Consider the following 21,581-nt stretch of genomic DNA (forward strand, 5'->3'; position numbering starts at 1 on the left):
AGCCCCTGAAACCTTTCCGGTTTCGGGGGCTTTTTCTTTATCTGCCCATCCCCCTTTATCAAATCCGTTTCATCCGCGCGGTCCGATTTCTGTCGGTCGGCATCCGGACAATTCATGACATTTTTTTAAACGATCAAAACCGGGGTTTTCCGGGGTTTTGGCGCGAATTCATGGCAGATGTGCAAAAACACGTAAAAAGGGGGGTTGACCGATGACGCCAGTCCCATTAAAACGCCGCTCACCAACGTTGAGGGCCCGTAGCTCAGTTGGTAGAGCAACTGACTTTTAATCAGTTGGCCACAGGTTCGAATCCTGTCGGGCTCACCAATTCAAAACCCCTGGAACCCAGAAGTTCCGGGGGTTTTGCATATCCGGCATTTGGATCACTTACGTCTTCGCCGCACTTGTTTGCCCCATCGGGCATTTTTGCCCGCGTTGCCGGTATGGGCCGACTTTCCCGTTCAGTCTGTTTCGATATCTGATCGCCCTGGTGCGAAGCAAAGCAGCCATGCACGAAAAAGCTGTATGTTTTGTTGGTTGCGATTGCATCGCAATTCTATTTCCTGTAAAGAATGCAAATCAGTTTCAAATGCATCAGAGCAGGACGTCTGATGCTGATCGTATATTTGATCGGAAAGTTAAATGCCTGAACCTGTAAATCCGTTGGCCGCATCTGATGATGCGCAAAGCCCGCTTGCATCCGATGGCGCAATTGCACCTGACGCAACTGCGACCGGAACCCTGTCCAGTGATGGTACAGTGATCCTTGATCCCGCTACGGGACTTCCGATGGACACAACGGCAATGACCCAGGCCAATTCCATGACCGATGCCTTTGTCGGGTTGCCGTTGATCGAACAGGTTGACCGGGCCGGGGTTGTCGGCTGGGTGCTGGCAGCGATGGCTTTGATCGGGCTTGTCCTGTTCTTCTACAAGCTGGTTGGTTTCTTGCGCCGTGGTGTCTTTGCCGACGGGTTTGTGCGTGATGTCGAACGCCACCTTTCAGATGGCGACGAAGCACAGGCCGCAGACCTTCTGGCGCGCCGTCGTCATCCGGCAGCACGTATCGGACTTTCGGGCCTGTCACTGTCCGTGGCATCGGCTGATGAACGCGAAGCCGCATCCGATCTTATTGCCGCACGTGCGCGCAAGGAAATCGACAGCCTGAATGGCGGTTTGCGCATCATGTCGGCCATCGCGGTCCTTAGCCCGCTTCTGGGCCTGCTTGGAACCGTGATGGGCATGATCGAGGCCTTCCAGAAAATGGAAGGTGCGGGCAGCCGCATTGATCCGTCTGTCCTGTCGGGCGGGATCTGGCTGGCGTTGCTGACAACCGCGATCGGTCTTGTCGTCGCGATCCCGGCAACCGCATTCCATATGTGGATGCAGGGCGTTATCGGCCGTGCAGCAGCGGTGATGGAAGATGTCTGCACCATGGTGGTCAATCGGGGCGAACTGGCCCACAGGACCACTCTGGGGGCGTCCAACGTATCCGAACTTCGCCACGCAGCCGAATAAACCCAATCCGCCGGAATACGCCTATGCAATTGCGCGAACGTAATCGCGGTTCATCACCGATGATCGGTCTGACCCCGCTGATTGATGTTGTCTTCATTTTGCTGATTTTCTTCATGCTGGCATCAAGCTTCCTTGACTGGAAGGGCTTCGAGATGTCGGTCAGCATCACCGATGGCAGATCAACCAGCCAAAGCGACGTACGCCCGGTAACGGTCAATGTCGATGCCAATGGCGGTCTTTCGATCAACGGGGAAACCGTATCGCTGTCGGGACTTGTCCCGGCATTGCAAAGCGACTATGGCGGATCGCCGGTGCGTCTGCGTCCGGTCAATGGGGCAAGTCTTCAGCATCTGGTGGATGTGATGGATGCGCTTGGCCGTGGCGGGGTTACAGATGTGGAGTTCATCGAATGAAACGCCGCATTCAGATCGCCGAGGACGGCCCGGTCCAGGAACCGATGTTGCCTTTGATCAATATCGTCTTTCTGCTTTTGATCTTTTTCATGATTGCCGGAAGCCTGCAAAAGCTCGGCCCATTTGAAGTCGACCCGCCGGCAAGCCATACTGCCGAAGCCCGCCCCGAAGACACGATTGTCCTGTGGTTCGGGAAGTCGGGTGAAATCGGGATTGATGATCTTAAGGGCGGCCTTGATCGCCTGTCATCGATGTTGCCGGTTGATTATATCGGTCGTCCTGTCGAAATCCGTGCCGACCGCGATACCGAAGGCGCCAAGGTTGTTGCCTTGCTCAAACGGTTGCAGGAACTGGGCGTTGACAAGGTACAGCTGATGACCGCAATCGAGGCGGGACAGGATTGATATGTCAAAACGCGTTGATTTCCTGATCGCGACCGGGCTGACCGGTATTGTTCTGGCCGGGGGGATTGTTCTGGCCATGCCCGATCCGCAACCATCGGGTTGGGGCGGTGCCGGATCGGTCCAAAGCATCAGCATTTCGCTTGGTGCCGGGCATGCCGTCAGTGGTGAGTCCGAAATTGACGAACAAAGTGCGGATTCTGTCGAAAGCCGTGCTGCCGAAGAACCGGTCGAGGTTACCGAACCTGAACCCGAACCGGAACCGGAGCCGGTCGTTGAACCGGAACCCGAGCCCGAACCGCTCGAGGAACCCGAAGAAATCGTCGAGCCGGAACCAGAGCCCGAACCCGAAATTGTCGAACCTGAGCCGGAACCCGAGCCCGTCGTCGAAGAAGTCGTCGAACCCAAGCCCGAACCGGAACCTGAGCCTGAGCCTGAGCCGGTTGTGGTTCAGGAACTGGCCGAAGTTCTTCCGGTCCGGATGAAGCCCAAGCCGCCGGTCACCAAGGTCGAAGCACCGAAAAAACCGGAACCGGTTCAGAAAAAGCCCGAACCGGTCATGCAGCCAAGCGGCCTGACCAATTCAAGCCGGTCCGAAGGCACCGTGGGTGAAGTCGCGCAAAGCCAGGCGGCCTCGGCATCGAATGGCAGTGGTGGCGGCGCCGCCAGCAAGGCCGCGATGGTTGATTACCAGTCATCGGTTCTGCAAATGCTGAACCGCTATCGCGAATATCCCGACCGGGCCAAGCGACGCGGCATCGAAGGTCAGAACAGCATCTATATCGTGATTGCACGCGATGGAACGGTGCTTGAAACCCGGGTGCTGTCATCAAGCGGATCGAAGCTGCTTGATCGCGAAACACAGCGGATGATTGAACGGGTACGCCAATTCCCGCCATTCCCCGACACCATGACCGAAGACAAGATCATGTTGACCGTGCCGGTGGTCTACAATCTGCGCTAATGCAAAACGCCAGCCCCGAAAGGCTGGCGTTTTTTATTTCGCACTGTGGCGTATGACGTGTGGCGTGTGACGGGGTAGGTGAGGGAAAGGAAGATCAGGCCTGACCGTCTTCCCACCGATAGTCCAGTGGCGCCTCGCGCCAGGCGAATTTGTCGAGATGGACGATAATCACGCCTTTCATCTTTTCGATTCCTTCGGCCTTTTCGGACTGACCATCGAAAATCAGGGCGTCATCCGTTGCCGTGATGGTGCATGGCCCCATCGGAAAAGCAACATCGCCCGATGTTTCACCAAGATCGACTGTGACCTTGTGGGCGAAATGCTTGCATAGCTGCACAAGATATTTGGCGGCGTTATCGGTTTTGACCGATCCCCTGGTGGTAAACATTTATCGGTGTCCCTCTATGGTGTTGAGCCCGTCGACAATGACGAATGGTGACCCGTGCGAGCATGTTTCAAGCCGCCCGCTGACATGATAGGCACGCGACAGCATTTCGGGTGTCATGGCATGTCTTGGGGCGCCATGTGACAACACACCGCCTTCGCCAAACAGGATCAGGCTGTCGCAATGGCGCATCGCCAGATTGATGTCATGCAGCGCAATCAGCGCCAGTCCCTGTTTGTCTTTGACAAGGGTGCGCACCACATCAAGAACCCCGAGCTGCCAGCGCAGATCAAGCGCGCTTGTCGGTTCATCAAGCAGCATGATGTCGGGTTCGCGGACAATGATCTGGGCAAGCCCGACCATCTGGCGCTGACCACCGGACATGCGGCTAAGCGGCTGAAACGCGATATGGCGGATGTTCAGACGGTCAAAAACCCGTTCGGTCAGGGTTTCCACATGGTCGCGTGTCAGGTCATGGCGCACCGCCCGGCAGGCCGAAATAACCGCCTCATAAGCCACAAGATTGGTGGCCTGGGGCAAGGTTTGCGGCAAATAGGCAACCTTGCGTGCGCGCTGATTATGGCTGAGCTTGCGGTTTTCGTCCCCGTCATAGGTGATCGACCCGCCATAGGGGGCAAGCCCCGCAAGCGAACGCAGGAAGCTTGATTTGCCAACACCATTGGGGCCAAGCACGCCGATCACGCTGCCCGGTTCGAAATCGGCCAGCGTGATGTTGGACAGGATGGTGTTTTTGCCATGGGCAATCACAAGATCGCGGATATCAAGTTTGGTCATGATCGGCCCCTTATCCACGACGCTTTTGCGAAATCAGCAAGGCCAGGAACAGCGGAATGCCGATCAGGGCCGTGACAATGCCATCGGGGATCATGATGCCCGGGACAATCGATTTGCTGGCCAGGGACGCACAGGACAGGATAAATGCCCCGGCAAGTATGCTGCCCGGGATGTAGTAACGATGGTCCTCGCCAAAGGCCAGGCGCGCAATATGCGGCCCGACCAGCCCGACAAAGCCGATCACGCCGGTAAAGGATACGGCAACCGCGGTCAGAACCCCGACGCGCAGCAATACCAGCATCCGCAAACGTTCAACCGACACCCCATAGCTTTTGGCGTAATCTTCGCCGCCACGAAGGGCTGTCATTTTCCAGACATGGCGGATGCTGAACGGCACACAGCACAGGAACACCACGCCGACAATCGCGATCTTTTCCCAGCTGGCGCGTGCAAGGCTGCCCATGGTCCAGAAAACGATCTGTTGCAGGCTGTCGGTGTCGGCAACAAACTGGATAAGCGACACCAGCGCATCCAGTGCGAAAACCAGCGCAATGCCAAACAGCACGACCGTATCAATGGTGGCCCCGTAAAATCCCGCCAGCATCTGGATCAGGAAAATCGCGCACAACGCCCCGGCAAAGGCAAATACCGGCACAATGTAGTTTTCCGGCAGGCCATATTGATCAAGCTGAAAGACAATGGCGACCGATGCACCAAGGGTCGCGGCATGCATGATGCCAAGGGTCGACGGGCTGGCCAGCGGGTTGTTGAGCACCGTCTGCAATTCCGCCCCGGCAAGGCCCAGCGTCGCCCCGATCAGGATCGCCAGCACCGCAAAGGGCAGGCGCACGTCAAACACGATCACCTTCATGGCGCCGGAAAGCGTTTCGGGATCAAGGATGCCCGTCACCACATCGACAAAGGACAGCATGGCCGGGCCGGTGATCACATTGGCAACAAAGGAAACAATCAGGGCAGTCAGGAATATGCACAGCCAGAAAATCCGTTTGAACACGAATGCCCGATACTGGTGTGACAGCGACGGCGCAGCATGTGCTGCGCCGGTGGTCTGGTCTTTCATCATTTGGTCCGATGTTTTATGGCGTTTACAAAGATGACGCCTGATCAAGGCCAATCCAGTAAACACCATTCAGATCAACCGCCTGGAAACGCTCAAAGAAGGTTCCGAGTGTCGCGTCCGGGTCAAGATCGGCAAAGGTTTCGGGATGGAACCATTTTGCCATCGCCTGAAGCGTCGTGACATTGATCGGGTTGTTATAAACATGGTGCCAGACGGAATAGACATGGCCGCTTTTCACCGCTGAAAGCTCCGAAAGGCCGGTACGTTCCATGCTGTGCGCAAGCGACGCTGCGGCCTGTTGGGTATTGGTCGATGCGCCAAGAACAATGCGTTTGGAATTCAGTTCCGGATCAAGCCCGGCCGATCCGACCGCGGTCGTCACATAATAGTCCGGGTTCTTGAGAAGAAGCTGCTCGATCGAAACCTGTGCGATGACGCCGGGGATTTCGTCGCCAAAGACGTTATTGCCGCCGGCAAGTTCGACAAATTTGCCGATCATTTCATTGCCCATGGCCTCGCAGCAATTCTGTTGCAGGCCAACCCGGCTTTCAAGAAATACGCTGGGTTTGTCGGTGATCTGTGCGGTTTTGTCGGTCACCTTGTGCAGGTTTTCTTCGTAGAATTTTACGAATGCTTCGGCCTGGTCTTCCTTGCCCATCAGCTTACCCAGAATGCGGATGCTTTTTGGGGTGTTTTCAAACGGCTTGCTGCGGAAATCGATCATCACGACCGGGATATGGGCCGCCCCCAGAACCGACAGGATTTCATGGCTTTTTGATCCCGGCCCATGGCCGCCCGACATGCCAAATATCGCAACATCGGGTTCAACCGTCAGTGCCTTTTCGACCGAAAAGGTTGCTTCACCGCTGCGCCCGATCAACGGAATGTCGTCGATTTCGGGGAATTTGGCTTCGTACTGGGCGTATGAGCCCGGATCAAGCTGTTTGAATTCGCCCATCATGCCCGCGATCCAGCGCACCGGGTTTTCCGGATCCAGAATGCCGATGGATGGCAAAAAGCGACCTTCGCCCAGGATCATGTGTTTGATCGGGACTTCGACGGTAACTTCGCGTCCGGCAACATCGGTCAGGGTAATGGTTTCACCAGCCCGGGCCGAGGTGGCGCACAGGACGGCGGCGGCAACGAAACTCAGTAAACGGTTAAATTTCATATCGTTTCTGCATTCTGGAAGGTTGCATGATGTAAGCGACAATCTGTCTGGCTGTGTCGGGGCAGGGTGCTGCGCCTTCACCATCGGGTTGATCAGCACCTAAACCGCTGCCATGGGCCTCGCATCAAAATGCGCGCCATCCACACAGCCGGAAATTTTCATAGCAAAGAAACCATCCAATTGCGAATGATTTTGAATATTATTTTCTTTAAGGCCCGGATCATCCGGCAAAGGGCGGGGCAGTGCTGATCACAATCCATCAGCCGTCAGCCAAAAAAAGGGGTGCGGAAACCGGCGTTCCCGCACCCGCACGACCGCGCATCAACGGTCAGAAAGTCATGACGTTGCCGTCAGACGCGACACAAAGGCATCAACATCACTGCGCAAACGTTCGGAATTCTGCTTAAGGGTTTTGGACACCTCAAACACCTGGGACGCCACCGAGCTTGTCTTGCTTGCCGTGCCATTGACCGTTTCAAGGCTGGTATTCACGTCCTGATTGGCGGCGGATACCGCATTGATATTGCCACTGATTTCGGTGGTGGCGGCGGCCTGTTGTTCGACTGCGGCCGAAATTGCCGTTACCGATTCAACGATGGTGCCGATTTGTCCGGCCACGGTCTGAATGGCACTGACGGCTGCTGATGTGCTTTGTTGAACGGCATTGATCTGTTCGGTGATATCGCCGGTTGCCTTGGCGGTCTGATTGGCAAGGTTTTTGACCTCGCTTGCGACCACGGCAAAGCCTTTGCCGGCTTCACCGGCCCGGGCGGCTTCGATTGTCGCATTCAGCGCCAGAAGGTTGGTCTGGCTTGCGATCTTGTCAATCAGATCGACGACCGTTCCAATCTGGTCTGCCGCGGCGTTCAATGTTTCGATGGTGTCCGATGTTCGCCGAACGGATTGTTCGACCTCGTTCGAAATGGTCGATGCCCGCGACACCTGACTGGAAATTTCACGAATGGAACTGTCGAGTTCTTCGGCCGCACCGGCAACGGTGGTGGCATTGTCCGCGGAAATTTCGGCAGCCCCGCGGGCTCTTTGGACCTCGTCCTGAGTTTCGGTCATGCTGGAAATCAGCGTATTCGACGCCTGGGACATGTCCTCGGCCGATGAGGCGACGGCGGCAACGACCGTGCCGATGGTTTCCTCGAAATCATGCGACATCTGTTGCAGTTTGTTGTGATAGGTGTTTTGCGTTTCCTCGTAATAGACCGTGATCGCCATTTCGACATCGACCAGAAGCGCATTGATCGATGCGACCACCATCAGGGAAACCTGTGAATCGCGGTGGAACTGCCTGAACAGCAGGGCCGATATTTCACCAAGCATGAAATTATAGGCCGACACATAGGATTCCGGCGTCAGCCCGATCCGTTCATGGGCCTTGCCGATGCGTCGGACATCTTCATAAAACGAGTCATCAAACGACCCTTCGAACAGTTTGGCCCAGTGTTTGCGCTGGGCGTCCTTGAGGCGGCTGATATTGGACGGATCCCCGACGATTTTTGCCAGTTCCGGTCGGCCCATCACCTTTTTGTAGAATTCGTCCAGAATGGGCGGAAGGTTCTTTTCGATTACCGGCCATGCCCGTTTGAGCTGTTTGACCTTGCTTTCGTCAAAGCCGATGAATTCAAGACGGCGTTTTAGTTCCGGATGCATGCCATTCTCCCCGATAGCAGGTTGATCTCTCTCAGCATTTGTTATGCGCATCTTGGTTTTAGGTTGGGCTTCAATTTGCGAAAATAACTATCCATTAGGATTGATGATTTGCTCGCAAGGATAGAACCACCTCGGCATGTCGCAGATTTTCGGGAAAAATCGTCACACCCTTTGGGGCAGGGCGTCGTGTCATCTGTAAGCCACAGATGAACAGGAGGCCGCCGTGCCGATTAACAAGGATCAGCTGAGAACTTTGATCGTGCAGCCGGTTTTGGCCGTGCTTGATCTTCCGGCACCCGATGTTGCCGAAAACCTTCTGATGGGTACCGCTGCCCATGAAAGTCATCTGGGCGACTATATCCAGCAGGTTGGCGGCGGTCCGGCACTGGGCATCTATCAGATGGAACCGGCAACCCTGAATGATTGCTATGTCAATTATCTGGATTATTCGACCCGTGCGGCTTTGAAGGCCAAGGTTGATGGTTTCCTGGCGGCACAGCCGGTCGGATCGGATGGCAAACCCGACAAGTCCGCACAGCTTGCCACCAATCTTGCCTATGCAACCGCGATGTGTCGCATCCGGTATTATCGGGCCCCGGGTGCCTTGCCGTCCGATCCCAATGATCTGAACGGGCTGGCAGCCTATTGGAAGCAATATTACAACACCCCGCTTGGCGCCGGCACGGTGGATCAGTTCATTGCCGATTATAACCGTTTCCTTGGCTAGGGTTGCGGCCCGAACGGCGATCATTGACGGTATCTGGCATTCGCATAAAGCCAGCATGCCGTAACGTCGGGGAAAAAATATTTCCCCGTTTTGGCAAAAATAGTGGAAACCGACGCGTCTTTTAGCGAAAATCCCCCTCCGCAGGCTGGTGGTCGCGCAAAAAACCACCAAAACACAAGAATCTAAGGGGATCCCAATGAAACGTCGTCAGTTCCTTAAAGGAGCCGGTCTGGGTGCGGTTGCCGCATCGGTCGCGGCACCGGCTATTGTTTCCGCGCAGGAAAGTCTGAATTGGCGCATGGTGATGCCGTGGCCAAAAGGGACGCCGGGCCTTGGCACCAATGCAGAAAAATTTGCCGCCATGGTCAAGGAAATGTCCAATGGTCGTCTCAATATCAGTGTGTTCGGTGGTGGCGAGATCGTCCCGCCGTTCGAATGCATGGATGCGGTCGAACAGGGCGTGGTCGAAATGGCCCATGGTACGCCCTATTACTGGCAGGGCAAAAACCCGGCCCTGAACTTCTTCTCGACCATTCCGTTTGGTCTGACCGCCTGGGAACTGTCGGCCTGGCTGCGCTTTGGCGAAGGTCAGAAGCTTTGGGAAGAAGCCTATGCCGAATTCAATGTTGTGCCATTCTATGCGGGCAACTCCGGCATGCAGGCTGGCGGCTGGTTCAACAAGGAAATCAATTCGCTTGATGACCTTAAGGGCCTTAAAATGCGCTATGCCGGTCTGGGCGGCGAAGCCATGCGCCGTGCCGGTGCGAATGTGACCATGATGCCGCCCGGTGATATCATGCCGTCGATGCAGTCCGGCGCGATTGACGCCGCCGAATGGGTCGGTCCGTGGAACGATCTGGCATTTGGTCTCTATCAGGTTGCCAAATTCTATTATACCCCGGCCTTCCACGAACCCGGACCGGGTCTTGAGATCTTTGTCGGCAAGGACAAGTTCGATGCCCTGTCCCCGGATCTGCAGGCAATCATCCGTTATGCCGCACAGGCGATTTCGGAAAACACCCTGGCCGACTTTACCTTCAACAACCTTCAGTCCTATCAGCCGCTGATCGACAAGGGCGTTGAAGTGCGTCAGTTCCCCGATGATGTCATCATGACCCTGGCCGAACATTCCAAGGCCGCGGTTGATGAAATCGCCGCCAAGAACGACCTGTCGGGTCGAATTGCCGCAAGCTACCTTGATCTCGTCAAAAAGGGCGCGCGCTATGGCAAGGAATTCGAAGCAACCGGTCTGTTGCAGCGTGCAAAGGTCTGGGGCTACTAAGTCCGCCAGCGTCTTGAAACAATCTTTGCGAACCGACCGCAACCCGGTCCGGTGCGCATGATATCAGGGGCTGCCTTCGGGCGGCCCCTTTTGTTTGAACCTTCGGGTGAAGAAATATCGATGAAATGTCGATGTCATGCAGTTTGCGCGATGCTGCATCCCGCAAACATGAATTGTTGCATGCGCCAAAAACCGTAACTTTGGGTTCAAACAGAGTTACGAAATTACCTTCGTAGAGTTTTTACGCAAAAATTTACCAATATTGGGAGCCCCACAATGAAACGTCGTCAGTTTCTGAGCGGCGCAGGCGTTGCTGCCGGTGCATTTGCTGCCGCTGCTACTGCGCCGGCCATCGTCAAGGCCGATGAAACCATCAATTGGCGCATGGTCATGCCCTGGCCCAAAGGAACGCCGGGTCTTGGTGCCAATGGCGAACTGTTTGCCGAACGCGTCAACAAGATGTCGGGTGGCCGTCTCAAGATTACGGTTTATGGTGCGGGCGAACTGGTTCCGGCCCTTGAATGCATGGATGCGGTCGAACAGGGCGTTGCCGATCTGGCCCATTCCACGCCCTATTACTGGTTTGGCAAGGACCCGGCCGTTTCGTTCTTTACCACCATTCCGTTTGGTCTGATGGCGTGGGAACTTTCGGGCTGGCTGCGCTTTGGCGGTGGTCAGGAACTTTGGGACGAACTTTATTCCCAGTTCAACGTCAAGCCGTTCCTCGCAGGCAATACCGGTCTTCAGGCAGGTGGCTGGTTCAACAAGGAAATCAATTCTGTTGATGACCTTAAGGGCCTTAAAGTCCGCTATGCCGGTATCGGTGGCGAAGCCATGCGTCGTCTCGGTGCGACCCCGTCGCTGCTTCCGGCCGCTGACATTCTGCCAAGCTTGCAGTCCGGTGCGATTGATGCCGCTGAATGGGTTGGCCCGTGGAACGACTATGCGTTCGGTCTGGCCTCGGTTGCCAAATATTATTACACCCCGGCATTTGCCGAACCGGGTTCGGGCATCGAAGTCTTTATCAACAAGGACAAATTCGCCGAACTGCCCGAAGATCTTCAGGAAATCGTCGCGATTGCCGCACAGGCCAATGTCGAACAGACCCTTGCGGACTTTACCTTCAACAACGTTCAGTCCTATCAGGCGATCCTCGCCAAAGGTACCGAGATCCGTCATTTCAATGATGACCTGATCGCGGCCTTTGCCGGTGCCGCCAAGGAAGCGGTCGAAGAAATCGCAGGTCAGAATGACCTTAATGGCCGCATCTATGCGTCGCTGATGGATTTTGCGAAAAAGGCAGCCCCTTATGGCAAGGAGTTCGAGGCAACCGCGCTGAACCAGCGCGCCAATGTCTTTGCCAATCAGGGCTAATCAGTCCGCGATACCGATCTGAAACGAAAAAGGCCGACACCCCGGGTCTCGGCCTTTTTTGCTGCGCGCTATGCGCTATCGGCTATGCGCCAAGTCCATGCATCATGCACCGTACATCATGCGCCTGATGCGGGATGCCTGACGCCTGACGCCAGATGCTTAATGCACGGTCGGCTTGTTGGGTGCGGGCAGGTCAAAGGTGAACCTGTCCTGATTTTTAAGCTCTTCGTTTGCGGCGCGCTTGACCAGTTCGGCTGCCATGACAAGCGATGTTTCAATCGCCCATTTAAGCTGTTCGACCGCGCCTTCATTCCCGGCATTCAGTGCCTCGGGCAGGATGCGTTCCTGCAGGAATTTGGCAACCCCGGCAAAGGCACGTGCGGCACTTTCGCAATTGTCGCGTTCGATCATGAAACGCCCGGATTGCGCAATGGCATCGGCAATGCCCGACAAATGGCCCATCATGATGCGGATTTCACGGTCATCGGTTTCGGTTTTCTTTGCGACAAAGCGCAAAATTCCGGCGTAAAAGCCATAATCAGAAGACATCTGAACCACGCTTTCATTGGTCTTTGGTCTGGGTGCTTATTGCACCAAATCGAATTTGCGTCGTTTTAGACAATTCATCGGCCGTGGTATAGTCCCCGGGAAAAGATAATCGTAACCGCCTGAAACGGTGGTCAGAATACAGGGCTATACACGGATGCTTCAGGGCGGACTGATCTTTATCGTTGCCATGACCTATATCGGGTTGTTGTTTGCCATTGCCCATTATGGTGACAAATACGCCGATAAATGGCGCGCATCAAAGTTGAAACCATCGATCTATGCCCTGTCGATGGCGGTCTATTGCACCAGCTGGACATTCTTTGGATCGGTCGGGACGGCGGCAACACGCGGCTGGGCCTTTTTACCGATCTATATCGGCCCGATCATTGTGATGATTGTCGGTTTTGGCATCATGACCAAAATCGCCCGGGTCTGCCATCAACAGAACATCACCTCGATCGCCGATTTTCTGGGGTCGCGTTATGGCAAAAGCCAAAGTCTGGCCGCCCTTGTGGCGCTGATCGCGGTGGTGGGGGTTCTTGCCTATATCTCGCTTCAGCTCAAAGCCGTGTCGCTGTCCTTTGATGTGCTGATCGGGGAACTTGGCGAACAGGTGGTGCGTCATTCGGCCGGTCATTTTTCCAAGGATACGGCCTTTTATGTCACCATCCTGATGGCGGTTTTCGCCATCCTGTTTGGCGTGCGCTATATCCATGCCTCCGAACATCATGACGGGCTTATTCTGGCGGTGGCGTTCGAAAGCCTGGTCAAGCTGGCTGCTCTTTTGCTGGTCGGGTTCTTTGTCGTGTATGGCATGTTTGACGGTGTTGCCGATATCAACAAGCGCGCCTTGTCCGATCCGGCCGTCCGGCAACTTTTCCGGCCCGATACCTGGCTGACATCGCATTTCTTTATTGCGACGCTGCTTGCCGCCTTTGCGATGTTCTGTCTGCCGCGCCAGTTCCATGTGACCTTTGTTGAAAATGATGACAGCCGCAATCTCGCTAGTGCGCGCTGGCTGTTTCCGGCCTATCTGGTGGCGATCAATATCTTTGTCGTGCCGATCGCCATTGCCGGTCTGTTCATGTTCGGGGACGAGCCAAAGGTCAATCCCGACACATTCGTTCTGACCTTGCCGCTTCTGGGCGGGCAGGACTGGCTGGCGATTGTTGCCTTTATCGGCGGGCTGTCGGCCAGTACCGGCATGGTGATCGTATCGTGCGTCGCGGTTTCGACCATGGTCTGTAACGATCTGATCATGCCGCTTTTGCTGCGCTCGGAAAAATTGCAAAACCGCATGTCCGGTGATGTCAGCCAGGTGCTGTTGAAAATCCGGCGTGCGGCCGTGATCCTGTTGCTGTTTCTGGCTTACGGGTTCTATCGGTTCCTGTCGGAAAAATATGCGCTGGCCGATATCGGGATGCTGTCCTTTGCCGCCATGGCGCAATTCGGTCCGGCGGTCCTGGCGGCCATCTATCTTAAAAACATCAACCGGACCGGGGTGCGGCTTGGCCTTGTGTCGGGATTTGTGCTTTGGGCCTATACGCTGTTGCTGCCGACCTTTGTGCAGGGGGAATTGCTTCCGGCATCGATCCTGACCGACGGGCCGTTCGGTTTTGCCATTCTTAATCCGCAGGCATTGCTCGGGGTCGGGATCGAAGATCACCTGACCCATGGGGTGGTCTGGTCGCTTGGTGTCAATTTCGTTCTGATGTTTGTCGGATCGGCCGTCGGGGTGCAGGGCGTGACCCAGCGCCGTCAGGCCCAGGTCTTTGTCGATGTCTGGCGCAAAAGTACCAAGGCACGCAATGACACCTGGCTTGGTCGGGTCACGCTGGGCGATCTGGAAGATCTGGCCGCGCGGTTTCTTGGCAAACATTGGGCGCAACGTGCCTTTCGCAATTATCTGAAATCGCGCGGGGGCGAACCCAAACGATCCGACCTTGCCGATGTCGATGCCGCAAGTTTCACCGAACATCTGCTTTCGGGGGCGGTGGGGGCGGCATCATCGCGCGTGGTGATGGCGCTTTTGCTGCCCGATAAGGCGGTGTCGCGCCGTGATGCGATGGAACTTCTCGACGAAGCGTCCGAGGCCATCAAATTCAACCGTGATCTGTTGCTCAATACCCTTGAAAACATTTCCCAAGGGGTCGGCGTGTTTGATCAGAACCTGCGTCTGGCGACCTGGAACCACCGGTTCATTGATTTGCTTGGCATCGCGACAAGCGACATTCAGGTCACCCTGCCACTGTCCGAGCTGGTGCAGATTTGCCGTGCCAATGAAACCCGTTCGGTTGATATCGATATCCTTCTGGGCCGTAATGCAGCCCCCCAGATGCGCCGGCTTCCCCATACTTACGAACGCAAACGTTCCGATGGCATGGTGCTTGAAATCCGCACCAACCCGATGCCCGATGGCGGCTTTGTTGCCACCATTGCTGACATCACCGCGCGTGTGCGCACCGAAGAAGCCCTTCGTGAAAGCGAACGCAATATCCGGATTTACACCGACAACATTCCGGTGATGATCGCCTATGCCGATAAAAATCAGCGCCTGCGCTTTACCAACCGCCCCTATGAGCGGATGTTTGGCCTTAGGCGGGTTGAGGCCCACGGCATGTCTGTCCGCGAAGCGGTGGGCGAGGAACGCTATGTCCATCTGGCTCCGATGATTGAGCTGGTGCTTAAGGGCTATCGCCAAAGCTTTGAAATCGAATTCCCGGCAATCACGCGCAATCGCAATGATGAGCGCGGTATGCAGGGCGTGCGCGAAGGCCGCTATGCCGAAGGCACCTATATCCCGCACTTTGACGAAACCGGCGAAGTGCTGGGCTATTTCTGCATCTATCACGACATTACCGAACGCAAGACCGCCGAACAGGCCCTTAAGGAAGCCAACGAGGGGCTAGAAGCCCGCGTGACCGAACGTACCCACGCACTTGAAGTTCTGAACTCCGAACTTTCGGACGCCAAGGAACAGGCCGAAACCGCCAACGACACCAAGACCCGCTTCTTTGCCGCGGCCAGCCATGATCTTTTGCAGCCGCTTAATGCCGCGCGCCTGTTTACCGTGGCGCTTGGCGGCAAACAGGGACTGGCCGAGGATGTCCTTGATCTGGTCGGCAAGGTTGATCTGTCGCTCAAGGGGGTCGAGGAACTGCTGAACGAGCTTTTGGATATCTGCAAGCTCGATGCCGGGGCGATGCAGCCCAATATCCGCAATTTCGCAATCAGCGATGTGTTAAGCGCACTTGAAACCGAATTCGGCCCGATTGCCGAAAATGCGGGACTGAGCTTCAAGGTCCATAAACGCGATCTTTGGGTCCGCAGCGACAGTCGCTTGCTTCGCCGTATCCTGCAAAACTTCATCTCCAACGCCATGCGCTATACCCGCACCGGGGGCGCTGTGGTCGGCTGCCGTGTGCGCGGGGACAAACTCAAACTCGAAGTCTGGGACAGCGGACCGGGCATCCCCGAAGACAAGCTTAAAATCATCTTCCGCGAATTCCACCGTCTTGAGGGCCCGGAAACCACCGATGTTAAGGGGCTTGGTCTTGGTCTTGCGATTGTCGATCGCCTTGGCCGGTCCCTTGATCATCCGGTATCGGTGCGCTCGCGCCCCGGACGCGGCACGGTCTTTTCGGTCGAAGTGCCGCTTGGCGTTGCCGATACGGCTGCAACCCCCAAACCCAAACGCCGCATGGCGGGGGAACTGGGCGGCCTGCGTGTGCTGTGCATTGATAACGAACCCGACATTCTTGACGGCATGAACGCGATGCTCAGCAACTGGGACTGCGTGGTCGCAACCGCCCGGTCCGGTCTGGCGGCCGAAGACCTTCTGAGCGGATCAGAACCGGGCAAGGGGACCTTTGCACCCGATATCATCCTTGCCGACTACCACCTTGATTCTGGCCAGACCGGCCTTGATGTCCTGATTAAACTCCGTGATGTTCACGGCGTTAACGTACCCGGCGTCATCATCACCGCCGACCGCTCCACCGAAACCGCCGACCTGATCCGCGAACAGGGCTTCTCCCTGCTCAACAAACCGCTGCGCCCAGCCAAACTGCGAGCGTTGATGACGCGGGCTCTTAATCGGTTGGGGAGTGATGCGGCGGAGTGAAAAGTGCTATGTATCTGTTCGAAAATATAAATAGCGAGGCGTTCAAGTTGAGAGCAAAGTCTTTCTTATACTCTGTCGTTTGGCTTTTAACGCTGACTTTGAACGTTGATGTGGGACCAGCTCAAGCAGAGCCACAGGATGTAAACTGTGCTTCTTTGCCCTCAATTGTCTTCAAACTTGAATTGCATCAACGAACAATAGAGTTGGCGGAGCAATGTTTCCATGAAGGTGATGCCTTCGCGCATTCCTATCTACAAAGCCTCTATTTGGCGCATCTTACAGATCAGTCTGAAGAGATGTTTAGCGCTCTCAGGGGGCCAGATGACGCTGACAGCCCGGAGAGCTATATGAAGGCTTTGTTGCTACGAATGTTATCTTCTGGCTCAAAGCCTACATATAGCGAATATTTTTATCGCAAAGAGTATTTGCGCAAGGCTTTGGAAGGAGATGTACACTCTGCAAAAATCTTTGCCAATTATCAGGATTTAGGAAGCAACCGCTCTAAGGATGAGCCAAAGGCCCAACTTCCAGAGGATATGGGAGAGGCGCACCGGGAGGCGATTGAGTATTTTGGAGACGGATGTACTCAGATACGATTCCCTCAGGAGCTCAATGATGAGTTCCTGACAAAGTATTGGCAGGCTCCCGAATACCCACAAATGCTCGCGAATCACATCGATGACAACTGTGGTTACGCAATTGACTTTGTAGAGCGAAATGCTCTGAAACCTGAAATTGTTGGTGATTTTTTCATCACGATGCCCCGGTTGGTGTTTGAGAGATCGCAAGGATATGAGGATAGTTTGGCTGATCTGTATGAGATGACAGCAAAGGATGCGTCAGATGAGCTTGTGCCTGAGGTGTCGCACTGGTTGCAGAAATATAAGGAGCATACGGTAGAGAGCCCGATTGACTGGTGCGACCAATATTTTCCGGGAAAAACAAATCTGTGTTACCGAGTTGCTTTCAGAGACCATTTCATTTGTATGTCCGCACTTTCAATGCCTTCTTCCTATGATGTTCGGCATTCGGCCGAATATGATCTGTGCCGTGCAGGTGAAATTGCCAAGTTCAAAGATTCTTTGCTCAATTAGCTGATTTCAAGTAATACATTATAATTTCCGAAAGTATGCCATCTCCAAAATAGGCGTGTTTGTTATCTGCTTTTACGCACTCTCCCGAACCGGCTGTATCAAAACATCCGCCGGAATGTTCCAAGCCTCATTCAGCTTTCTGATTTGAGTGAGCGATAGACTGGTCTTGTGATTTAGGAATTCGGACGCACGGGAACGACTGCCAAGCAATTTGCCAAGTTCGGCGCGTTCCAGTCCATTTTGCTCCATATAAAACAATACAGCTTCGACCGCATCGGGTGCGGCAATAGGGTATCGTTGTGTTTCGTACTGGTCGATCAGGATGCCAAGTACTTCTAACTGGTCGGCTTCCGCTGTGCCCGGTTTGGCATCCCAAAGGTTTTCAACAAGCTCCATCGCCGCTTCATAGTCGGCTTCGGTTTTGATCGGTTTGAGGGCATAGGTCGTTTGCATCTCTTTCTCCTGCCAAGTCCGGTTAGAACCTGTCGACGGTTTTGGCATCGATCTTGTCGTATTCTGCATGGGTGCCGATGAACTTGATCCATGCAATCTGGACGTCATATCGAAAGGCGACGATCAGGCGGTAGTCATTGCCGTGTATCTTGAACCTGACGCGCTCGGCATTGATTGATTTGGCTGTACCAAAAACGGTCAGGACATCCTGATGGCTTTGCCAGTTTGCTTTGCGGGTCCGATCAAACCATGCCTTAAGGGGCTGTTCCGTTTCAGGATGTTTAAGCCAGAAATCGACAAGCACCTTGCGGGCAATGATACGCATACGTTTTCCTGATGCGGGTTTGCTTCAATCTGTCTATTACCAGTAAAGTATCATGTTCCGAAAATTGGAACAATATCGTTTTATCGTGCAATCTGCTTATCGTGCTGTCAGGACAAGTTTTGCACCCATCGCCACAAACGCCCCGGCAAATCCCTTGCCAATCCAGCTCATCACCTTCGGGCGTTCGATGATGTGGCTACGCAGTGCCCCGGCAAAGCATCCATAGATCACAAACACCCCGAATGTCATTGCCATGAAGATCAGGCCGAGGATGGTCATTTCCGCTGTGGTGTCTGGCGTGTTAGCGCTAACAAATTGCGGCAGGAAGGCCAGGAAGAAGAGTGACAGTTTCGGGTTGAGCAAGTTAAGCAGGATGCCGTCGCGAACGATTTTGGCGATGCCGGTTTTGGTTTCATTGGCGGTGACTTTCATCGCACCTGTGCCATGCCACATACCCCAGGCCATATAAAGAAGCCAGGCCACACCGAGATAACGCACGATTTCAAAGGCAACCGCACTGGCATGAAGCAGGGCCGCGAGGCCAAGGATGCTTGCCGCCATATGGGGCACGATGCCAAGGGTGCAGCCAAAGGCCGCCCAGATGCTGGCTTTCATGCCGCGTCCCAATCCAAGGGCAAGGGTATAAATCACGCCGGTGCCGGGCAGGGCGACGATGATGAGCGATGTGATCAGGTAATCAAGGGTGATCATGATGCGTCCGTTTGATTGACTGTGATGCGGTCAATTTACGGACGGGGCGCAAAGCATTCTTGAACGGAATTGCAGGATGATTTTCGCGTTTTGCGGGGCTTCGCGTTGATACGCATTTTGGGCGGTGGTCCGCATTGTCCGGCAAGCCGTGTCTGGCGGATTACCAAGGCAAACGTAAAATGTGAGGGTTGCTCAGTTTTGCCGAACGGCACGGGCATAGCGGCCCGGTGTCAGGCCAAAGGCCCGCACAAAATGGCGATTAAGGTGGCTTTGATCGGCAAAACCCGTGCTATGTGCAATATCGGCAAGTGGCTGGCCTGCCCGGATCAGGTCGCGGGCAAGATCAATGCGCCGCTGGATCAGATAGGCGTGCGGGGTCAGGCCGGTGGCACGGGTAAATTCGCGCACGGTTTGAAATTTGCTCAGCCCCGTCACGGCGGAAAGATCATCAAGGCTGTGCAGATCAGCCGGGCAATCATCAAGCAATGCCTTGGCCCGTTTGATCCGTGCATGGGCAACTGCCGTTCGGGTTGCGGGTTTGGCGGGTCCGTCGCCCGAATGGGACAGGGCATGATGAAGCAGCAAAAGCAGCATTTCATCACGGCGCAATCGTGCTGCATCCGCTGTGCCGTGGGTGATCGCATCAAACAGGGTTGCAAAGCATTGCCGGACCTGCGGGTGATCCATCACGGGCCGGGTGAATTCATAATGCGGGTTTGCGCCGTCTGACATGTCGCTTGCTGTATTGGCAATCAGGGCCGGATCGAAATACAACATGTTCCAACCGCGCGCTGCATCGCCGATCGGATGGCCGTCATGGATTTCGCGCGGATTGACCGTAATGATGTTGCCAGCCCCGGCTTCGACCATGCCGCGGCCCGATGCGGATTTTTGTGCACCAGAAAACATCAAGCCGATGCCGAATGTTTCATGGCTGTGTTTGGCAAAGCTGTGGCGCGTGCGGGCGCGAACGGCCTCGACACCTAGGCAGTCATGACAAAGAATTTCAACCAGATCGGACATGCCCCAAGGGTGGCAGGCCCGCCGATACTTGGCAAGCGATTAGACGCGCGCTGCAAGGGCGGCGGGGGAACAGCCGGATTTATGTAGTGCCATCACGCGTTGATCATGCGTTGATCGGGGCTTTGGCGTCTTTGGCGTCTTTGGCGGTTTAGGCGCCCTTGACGCCTTTGATCAGGGCTACGCAATCGATCTATTTCGACCGGGCAAGGTTATTGCCTTGATTGCCGTGATGATGGGGGCCCAGCAATTCGCGCAACCCGCCAAGCCCGTCGACATGATTGGCGATAACCCGCGAAACGATCAGAAGCGGTACGGCAACCAGAATGCCGACCACACCCCACATCCAGCCCCAGAACGCGACAGCTAGAATGATGGCAATCGAATTGATCCGAAGCCGGTTGCCGACAAGGGCCGGTGTGATGATCTGGCCTTCAAGGGCGGTACAGACGAAATAAAGGGCCGGGGCCAGAAGGGCTTCGCTTGTTGTCTGCATGGATACAAGGCCAACCACGGCAACAATGGCAATCCCGGTAAGGGCCCCCAGAATCGGCACGTAATTTAGAACCGCGGCGGCAATCCCCCACAGGATCGGGTTGGGCAGGCCAATGATCGCCATCAGTGTGCCGACAACAAGACCAAGTATGATGTTGATCGCGGTGATGGTGGCAAGATAGCGCGAAACTTCGCGTTCGACATCATGGGCAATGCGCAATCCCTTGCGCCGGTCGCCAAAGGTCGGAAGCGCACGCACCAGTTTCTCATAAACAAGATCACCGGCCGACAAAATGAACAGAAGCAGCACCAGCATCAACGCAATACCGGCCAGAATATCGGGCGCACCTTCGGCGGCCTGACTGATCAGGTTGGGTTCGGTCACCACCACCTTCTGGACATTTTCATCGCCGCTGTTCTGGTCGGTTGCCTCGGCCACCTGTTGCTGGGCATCGCGCAGCTTGTCAAGCGGCTCGCTAAGATCGGCAAGACGCAGGCGCAGCCGTTGCTCGATCTGCGGGGCTTCGTCGATCCAGCCTGATACCGGGCCGCTCAATCCGTAAATGCCGGCAATCACCGATGCGCTGAGGCCAAGCACGATGGTCAGCGCAGTTATGCTGCGCGGAATACGAAATTGCGCAAGCGTGCGCACGACCGGCGAAAACACAAGCGACAGCAAAAACGCCATGATCACGGGCAGCACAAGACTTTGGGCCACATAAAGACAACCAAGGGTGAGGATGCCAAACGTCCCGATGACCGAAATCGTCCGGGCCCGGCGATAGATTAGGGCGCGCGAACCTGCAACCCGGGTCTGGTCCGGGCCGTTAACCGTATCTGCCGGATCCACGGCCGCCTGATTGGCGGCGGCATTCGGTTCGTTTGGTGATCGGGTGGTGTTTGACGGATCTGATGGTGTCCCGACGGCGCATGGCGATGACATGCATGGTCTCCCGTTTGTTCGGGACTGTGCCCGCAGATAAAGAACTATCTGCTTAAACGTGCCGCCACGCCAGAGGTTCCTGAACCCGGCATGAT

At 55.3% G+C, this 21,581-nt stretch carries 20 protein-coding genes and 1 tRNA gene; 10 read left to right on the forward strand and 11 right to left on the reverse strand.

Annotation, left to right across the window (positions count from 1 at the left end):
- Positions 1–251: 251 nt before the first annotated feature.
- The 5 genes from WA429_RS19920 to WA429_RS19940 all read left to right on the forward strand — a co-directional run bounded on the left by WA429_RS19920 (position 252) and on the right by WA429_RS19940 (position 3,296).
- Positions 252–327: transfer RNA gene (locus tag WA429_RS19920), tRNA-Lys, on the forward strand.
- 315 nt (positions 328–642) lie between these two features.
- Positions 643–1,518 carry a MotA/TolQ/ExbB proton channel family protein gene (locus WA429_RS19925; RefSeq protein WP_287466385.1) on the forward strand — a complete coding sequence of 292 codons (876 nt, stop codon included), beginning with the start codon at positions 643–645 and terminating at the stop codon, positions 1,516–1,518.
- A 23-nt stretch (positions 1,519–1,541) separates the two neighbouring features.
- Positions 1,542–1,931, forward strand: coding sequence for an ExbD/TolR family protein (locus WA429_RS19930; protein WP_068520070.1), 390 nt, complete (start codon positions 1,542–1,544; stop codon positions 1,929–1,931).
- Complete coding sequence (locus WA429_RS19935; protein ID WP_068520066.1) at positions 1,928–2,335, forward strand: ExbD/TolR family protein; 408 nt, start codon at positions 1,928–1,930, stop codon at positions 2,333–2,335. The genes WA429_RS19930 and WA429_RS19935 overlap by 4 nt, the downstream gene beginning before the upstream one ends.
- A gap of 1 nt (position 2,336) precedes the next feature.
- Positions 2,337–3,296, forward strand: a complete 960-nt coding sequence (locus WA429_RS19940) for an energy transducer TonB (protein WP_287466386.1) — start codon at positions 2,337–2,339, stop codon at positions 3,294–3,296.
- 94 nt (positions 3,297–3,390) lie between these two features.
- Here WA429_RS19940 and WA429_RS19945 read toward each other — a convergent pair whose 3' ends face one another.
- From WA429_RS19945 to WA429_RS19965, 5 genes are all read right to left on the reverse strand, one after another.
- Positions 3,391–3,684 carry a DUF2218 domain-containing protein gene (locus WA429_RS19945; RefSeq protein WP_114114366.1) on the reverse strand — a complete coding sequence of 98 codons (294 nt, stop codon included), beginning with the start codon at positions 3,682–3,684 and terminating at the stop codon, positions 3,391–3,393.
- On the reverse strand, positions 3,685–4,476 hold the full coding sequence (locus WA429_RS19950) for an ABC transporter ATP-binding protein (protein WP_156480898.1): 792 nt from the start codon (positions 4,474–4,476) through the stop codon (positions 3,685–3,687).
- 10 nt (positions 4,477–4,486) lie between these two features.
- A complete protein-coding gene (locus WA429_RS19955; protein WP_170310269.1) occupies positions 4,487–5,557 on the reverse strand; it encodes a FecCD family ABC transporter permease in 1,071 nt (356 codons plus the stop codon).
- A 25-nt stretch (positions 5,558–5,582) separates the two neighbouring features.
- The gene (locus WA429_RS19960; RefSeq protein WP_287466387.1) at positions 5,583–6,728 is read right to left on the reverse strand and encodes an ABC transporter substrate-binding protein; all 1,146 of its coding nucleotides are present in this window, start codon (positions 6,726–6,728) and stop codon (positions 5,583–5,585) included.
- 336 nt (positions 6,729–7,064) lie between these two features.
- Entirely contained in the window at positions 7,065–8,390 is a 1,326-nt protein-coding gene (locus WA429_RS19965) for a globin-coupled sensor protein (protein WP_206928497.1), read from the reverse strand.
- A gap of 223 nt (positions 8,391–8,613) precedes the next feature.
- Between WA429_RS19965 and WA429_RS19970 the strand changes: the two genes are divergently transcribed.
- The 3 genes from WA429_RS19970 to WA429_RS19980 all read left to right on the forward strand — a co-directional run bounded on the left by WA429_RS19970 (position 8,614) and on the right by WA429_RS19980 (position 11,773).
- Positions 8,614–9,117 (forward strand): hypothetical protein, encoded by a 504-nt coding sequence (locus tag WA429_RS19970; RefSeq protein ID WP_068520058.1) that lies wholly within the window; start codon positions 8,614–8,616, stop codon positions 9,115–9,117.
- Positions 9,118–9,313: 196 nt separating this feature from the next.
- The gene (locus tag WA429_RS19975; RefSeq protein WP_336107796.1) at positions 9,314–10,399 is read left to right on the forward strand and encodes a TRAP transporter substrate-binding protein; all 1,086 of its coding nucleotides are present in this window, start codon (positions 9,314–9,316) and stop codon (positions 10,397–10,399) included.
- A gap of 276 nt (positions 10,400–10,675) precedes the next feature.
- Positions 10,676–11,773: a TRAP transporter substrate-binding protein gene (locus WA429_RS19980; RefSeq protein ID WP_068520056.1), complete on the forward strand. Its 1,098-nt coding sequence runs from the start codon at positions 10,676–10,678 to the stop codon at positions 11,771–11,773.
- A gap of 159 nt (positions 11,774–11,932) precedes the next feature.
- Here the strand turns inward: WA429_RS19980 and WA429_RS19985 are convergent, their stop codons facing one another.
- On the reverse strand, positions 11,933–12,322 hold the full coding sequence (locus tag WA429_RS19985; protein ID WP_287466388.1) for a hypothetical protein: 390 nt from the start codon (positions 12,320–12,322) through the stop codon (positions 11,933–11,935).
- A 154-nt stretch (positions 12,323–12,476) separates the two neighbouring features.
- Here WA429_RS19985 and WA429_RS19990 point away from each other — a divergent pair, with 154 nt between their 5' ends.
- Positions 12,477–16,445, forward strand: a complete 3,969-nt coding sequence (locus WA429_RS19990) for a hybrid sensor histidine kinase/response regulator (protein WP_287466389.1) — start codon at positions 12,477–12,479, stop codon at positions 16,443–16,445.
- A gap of 8 nt (positions 16,446–16,453) precedes the next feature.
- Positions 16,454–17,539: a hypothetical protein gene (locus WA429_RS19995; protein WP_287466390.1), complete on the forward strand. Its 1,086-nt coding sequence runs from the start codon at positions 16,454–16,456 to the stop codon at positions 17,537–17,539.
- Positions 17,540–17,611: 72 nt separating this feature from the next.
- On the opposite strand, the gene WA429_RS20000 is transcribed toward WA429_RS19995, so the two are convergent.
- The 5 genes from WA429_RS20000 to WA429_RS20020 form a co-directional block, all read right to left on the reverse strand.
- Complete coding sequence (locus WA429_RS20000) at positions 17,612–17,992, reverse strand: helix-turn-helix domain-containing protein (RefSeq protein WP_287466391.1); 381 nt, start codon at positions 17,990–17,992, stop codon at positions 17,612–17,614.
- Between the two features lie 22 nt (positions 17,993–18,014).
- Positions 18,015–18,317, reverse strand: coding sequence for a type II toxin-antitoxin system HigB family toxin (locus WA429_RS20005; protein WP_287466392.1), 303 nt, complete (start codon positions 18,315–18,317; stop codon positions 18,015–18,017).
- 96 nt (positions 18,318–18,413) lie between these two features.
- Positions 18,414–19,028, reverse strand: coding sequence for a LysE family translocator (locus WA429_RS20010; protein WP_287466393.1), 615 nt, complete (start codon positions 19,026–19,028; stop codon positions 18,414–18,416).
- A 192-nt stretch (positions 19,029–19,220) separates the two neighbouring features.
- Positions 19,221–20,051: an AraC family transcriptional regulator gene (locus tag WA429_RS20015; protein ID WP_287466394.1), complete on the reverse strand. Its 831-nt coding sequence runs from the start codon at positions 20,049–20,051 to the stop codon at positions 19,221–19,223.
- Positions 20,052–20,241: 190 nt separating this feature from the next.
- Positions 20,242–21,486, reverse strand: coding sequence for an AI-2E family transporter (locus WA429_RS20020; protein WP_287466395.1), 1,245 nt, complete (start codon positions 21,484–21,486; stop codon positions 20,242–20,244).
- Positions 21,487–21,581 lie beyond the last annotated feature (95 nt).

The organism is Thalassospira sp. CH_XMU1420-2, assembly GCF_037029325.1.
GTDB classification, from domain to species: Bacteria; Pseudomonadota; Alphaproteobacteria; order Rhodospirillales; family Thalassospiraceae; genus Thalassospira; species Thalassospira povalilytica.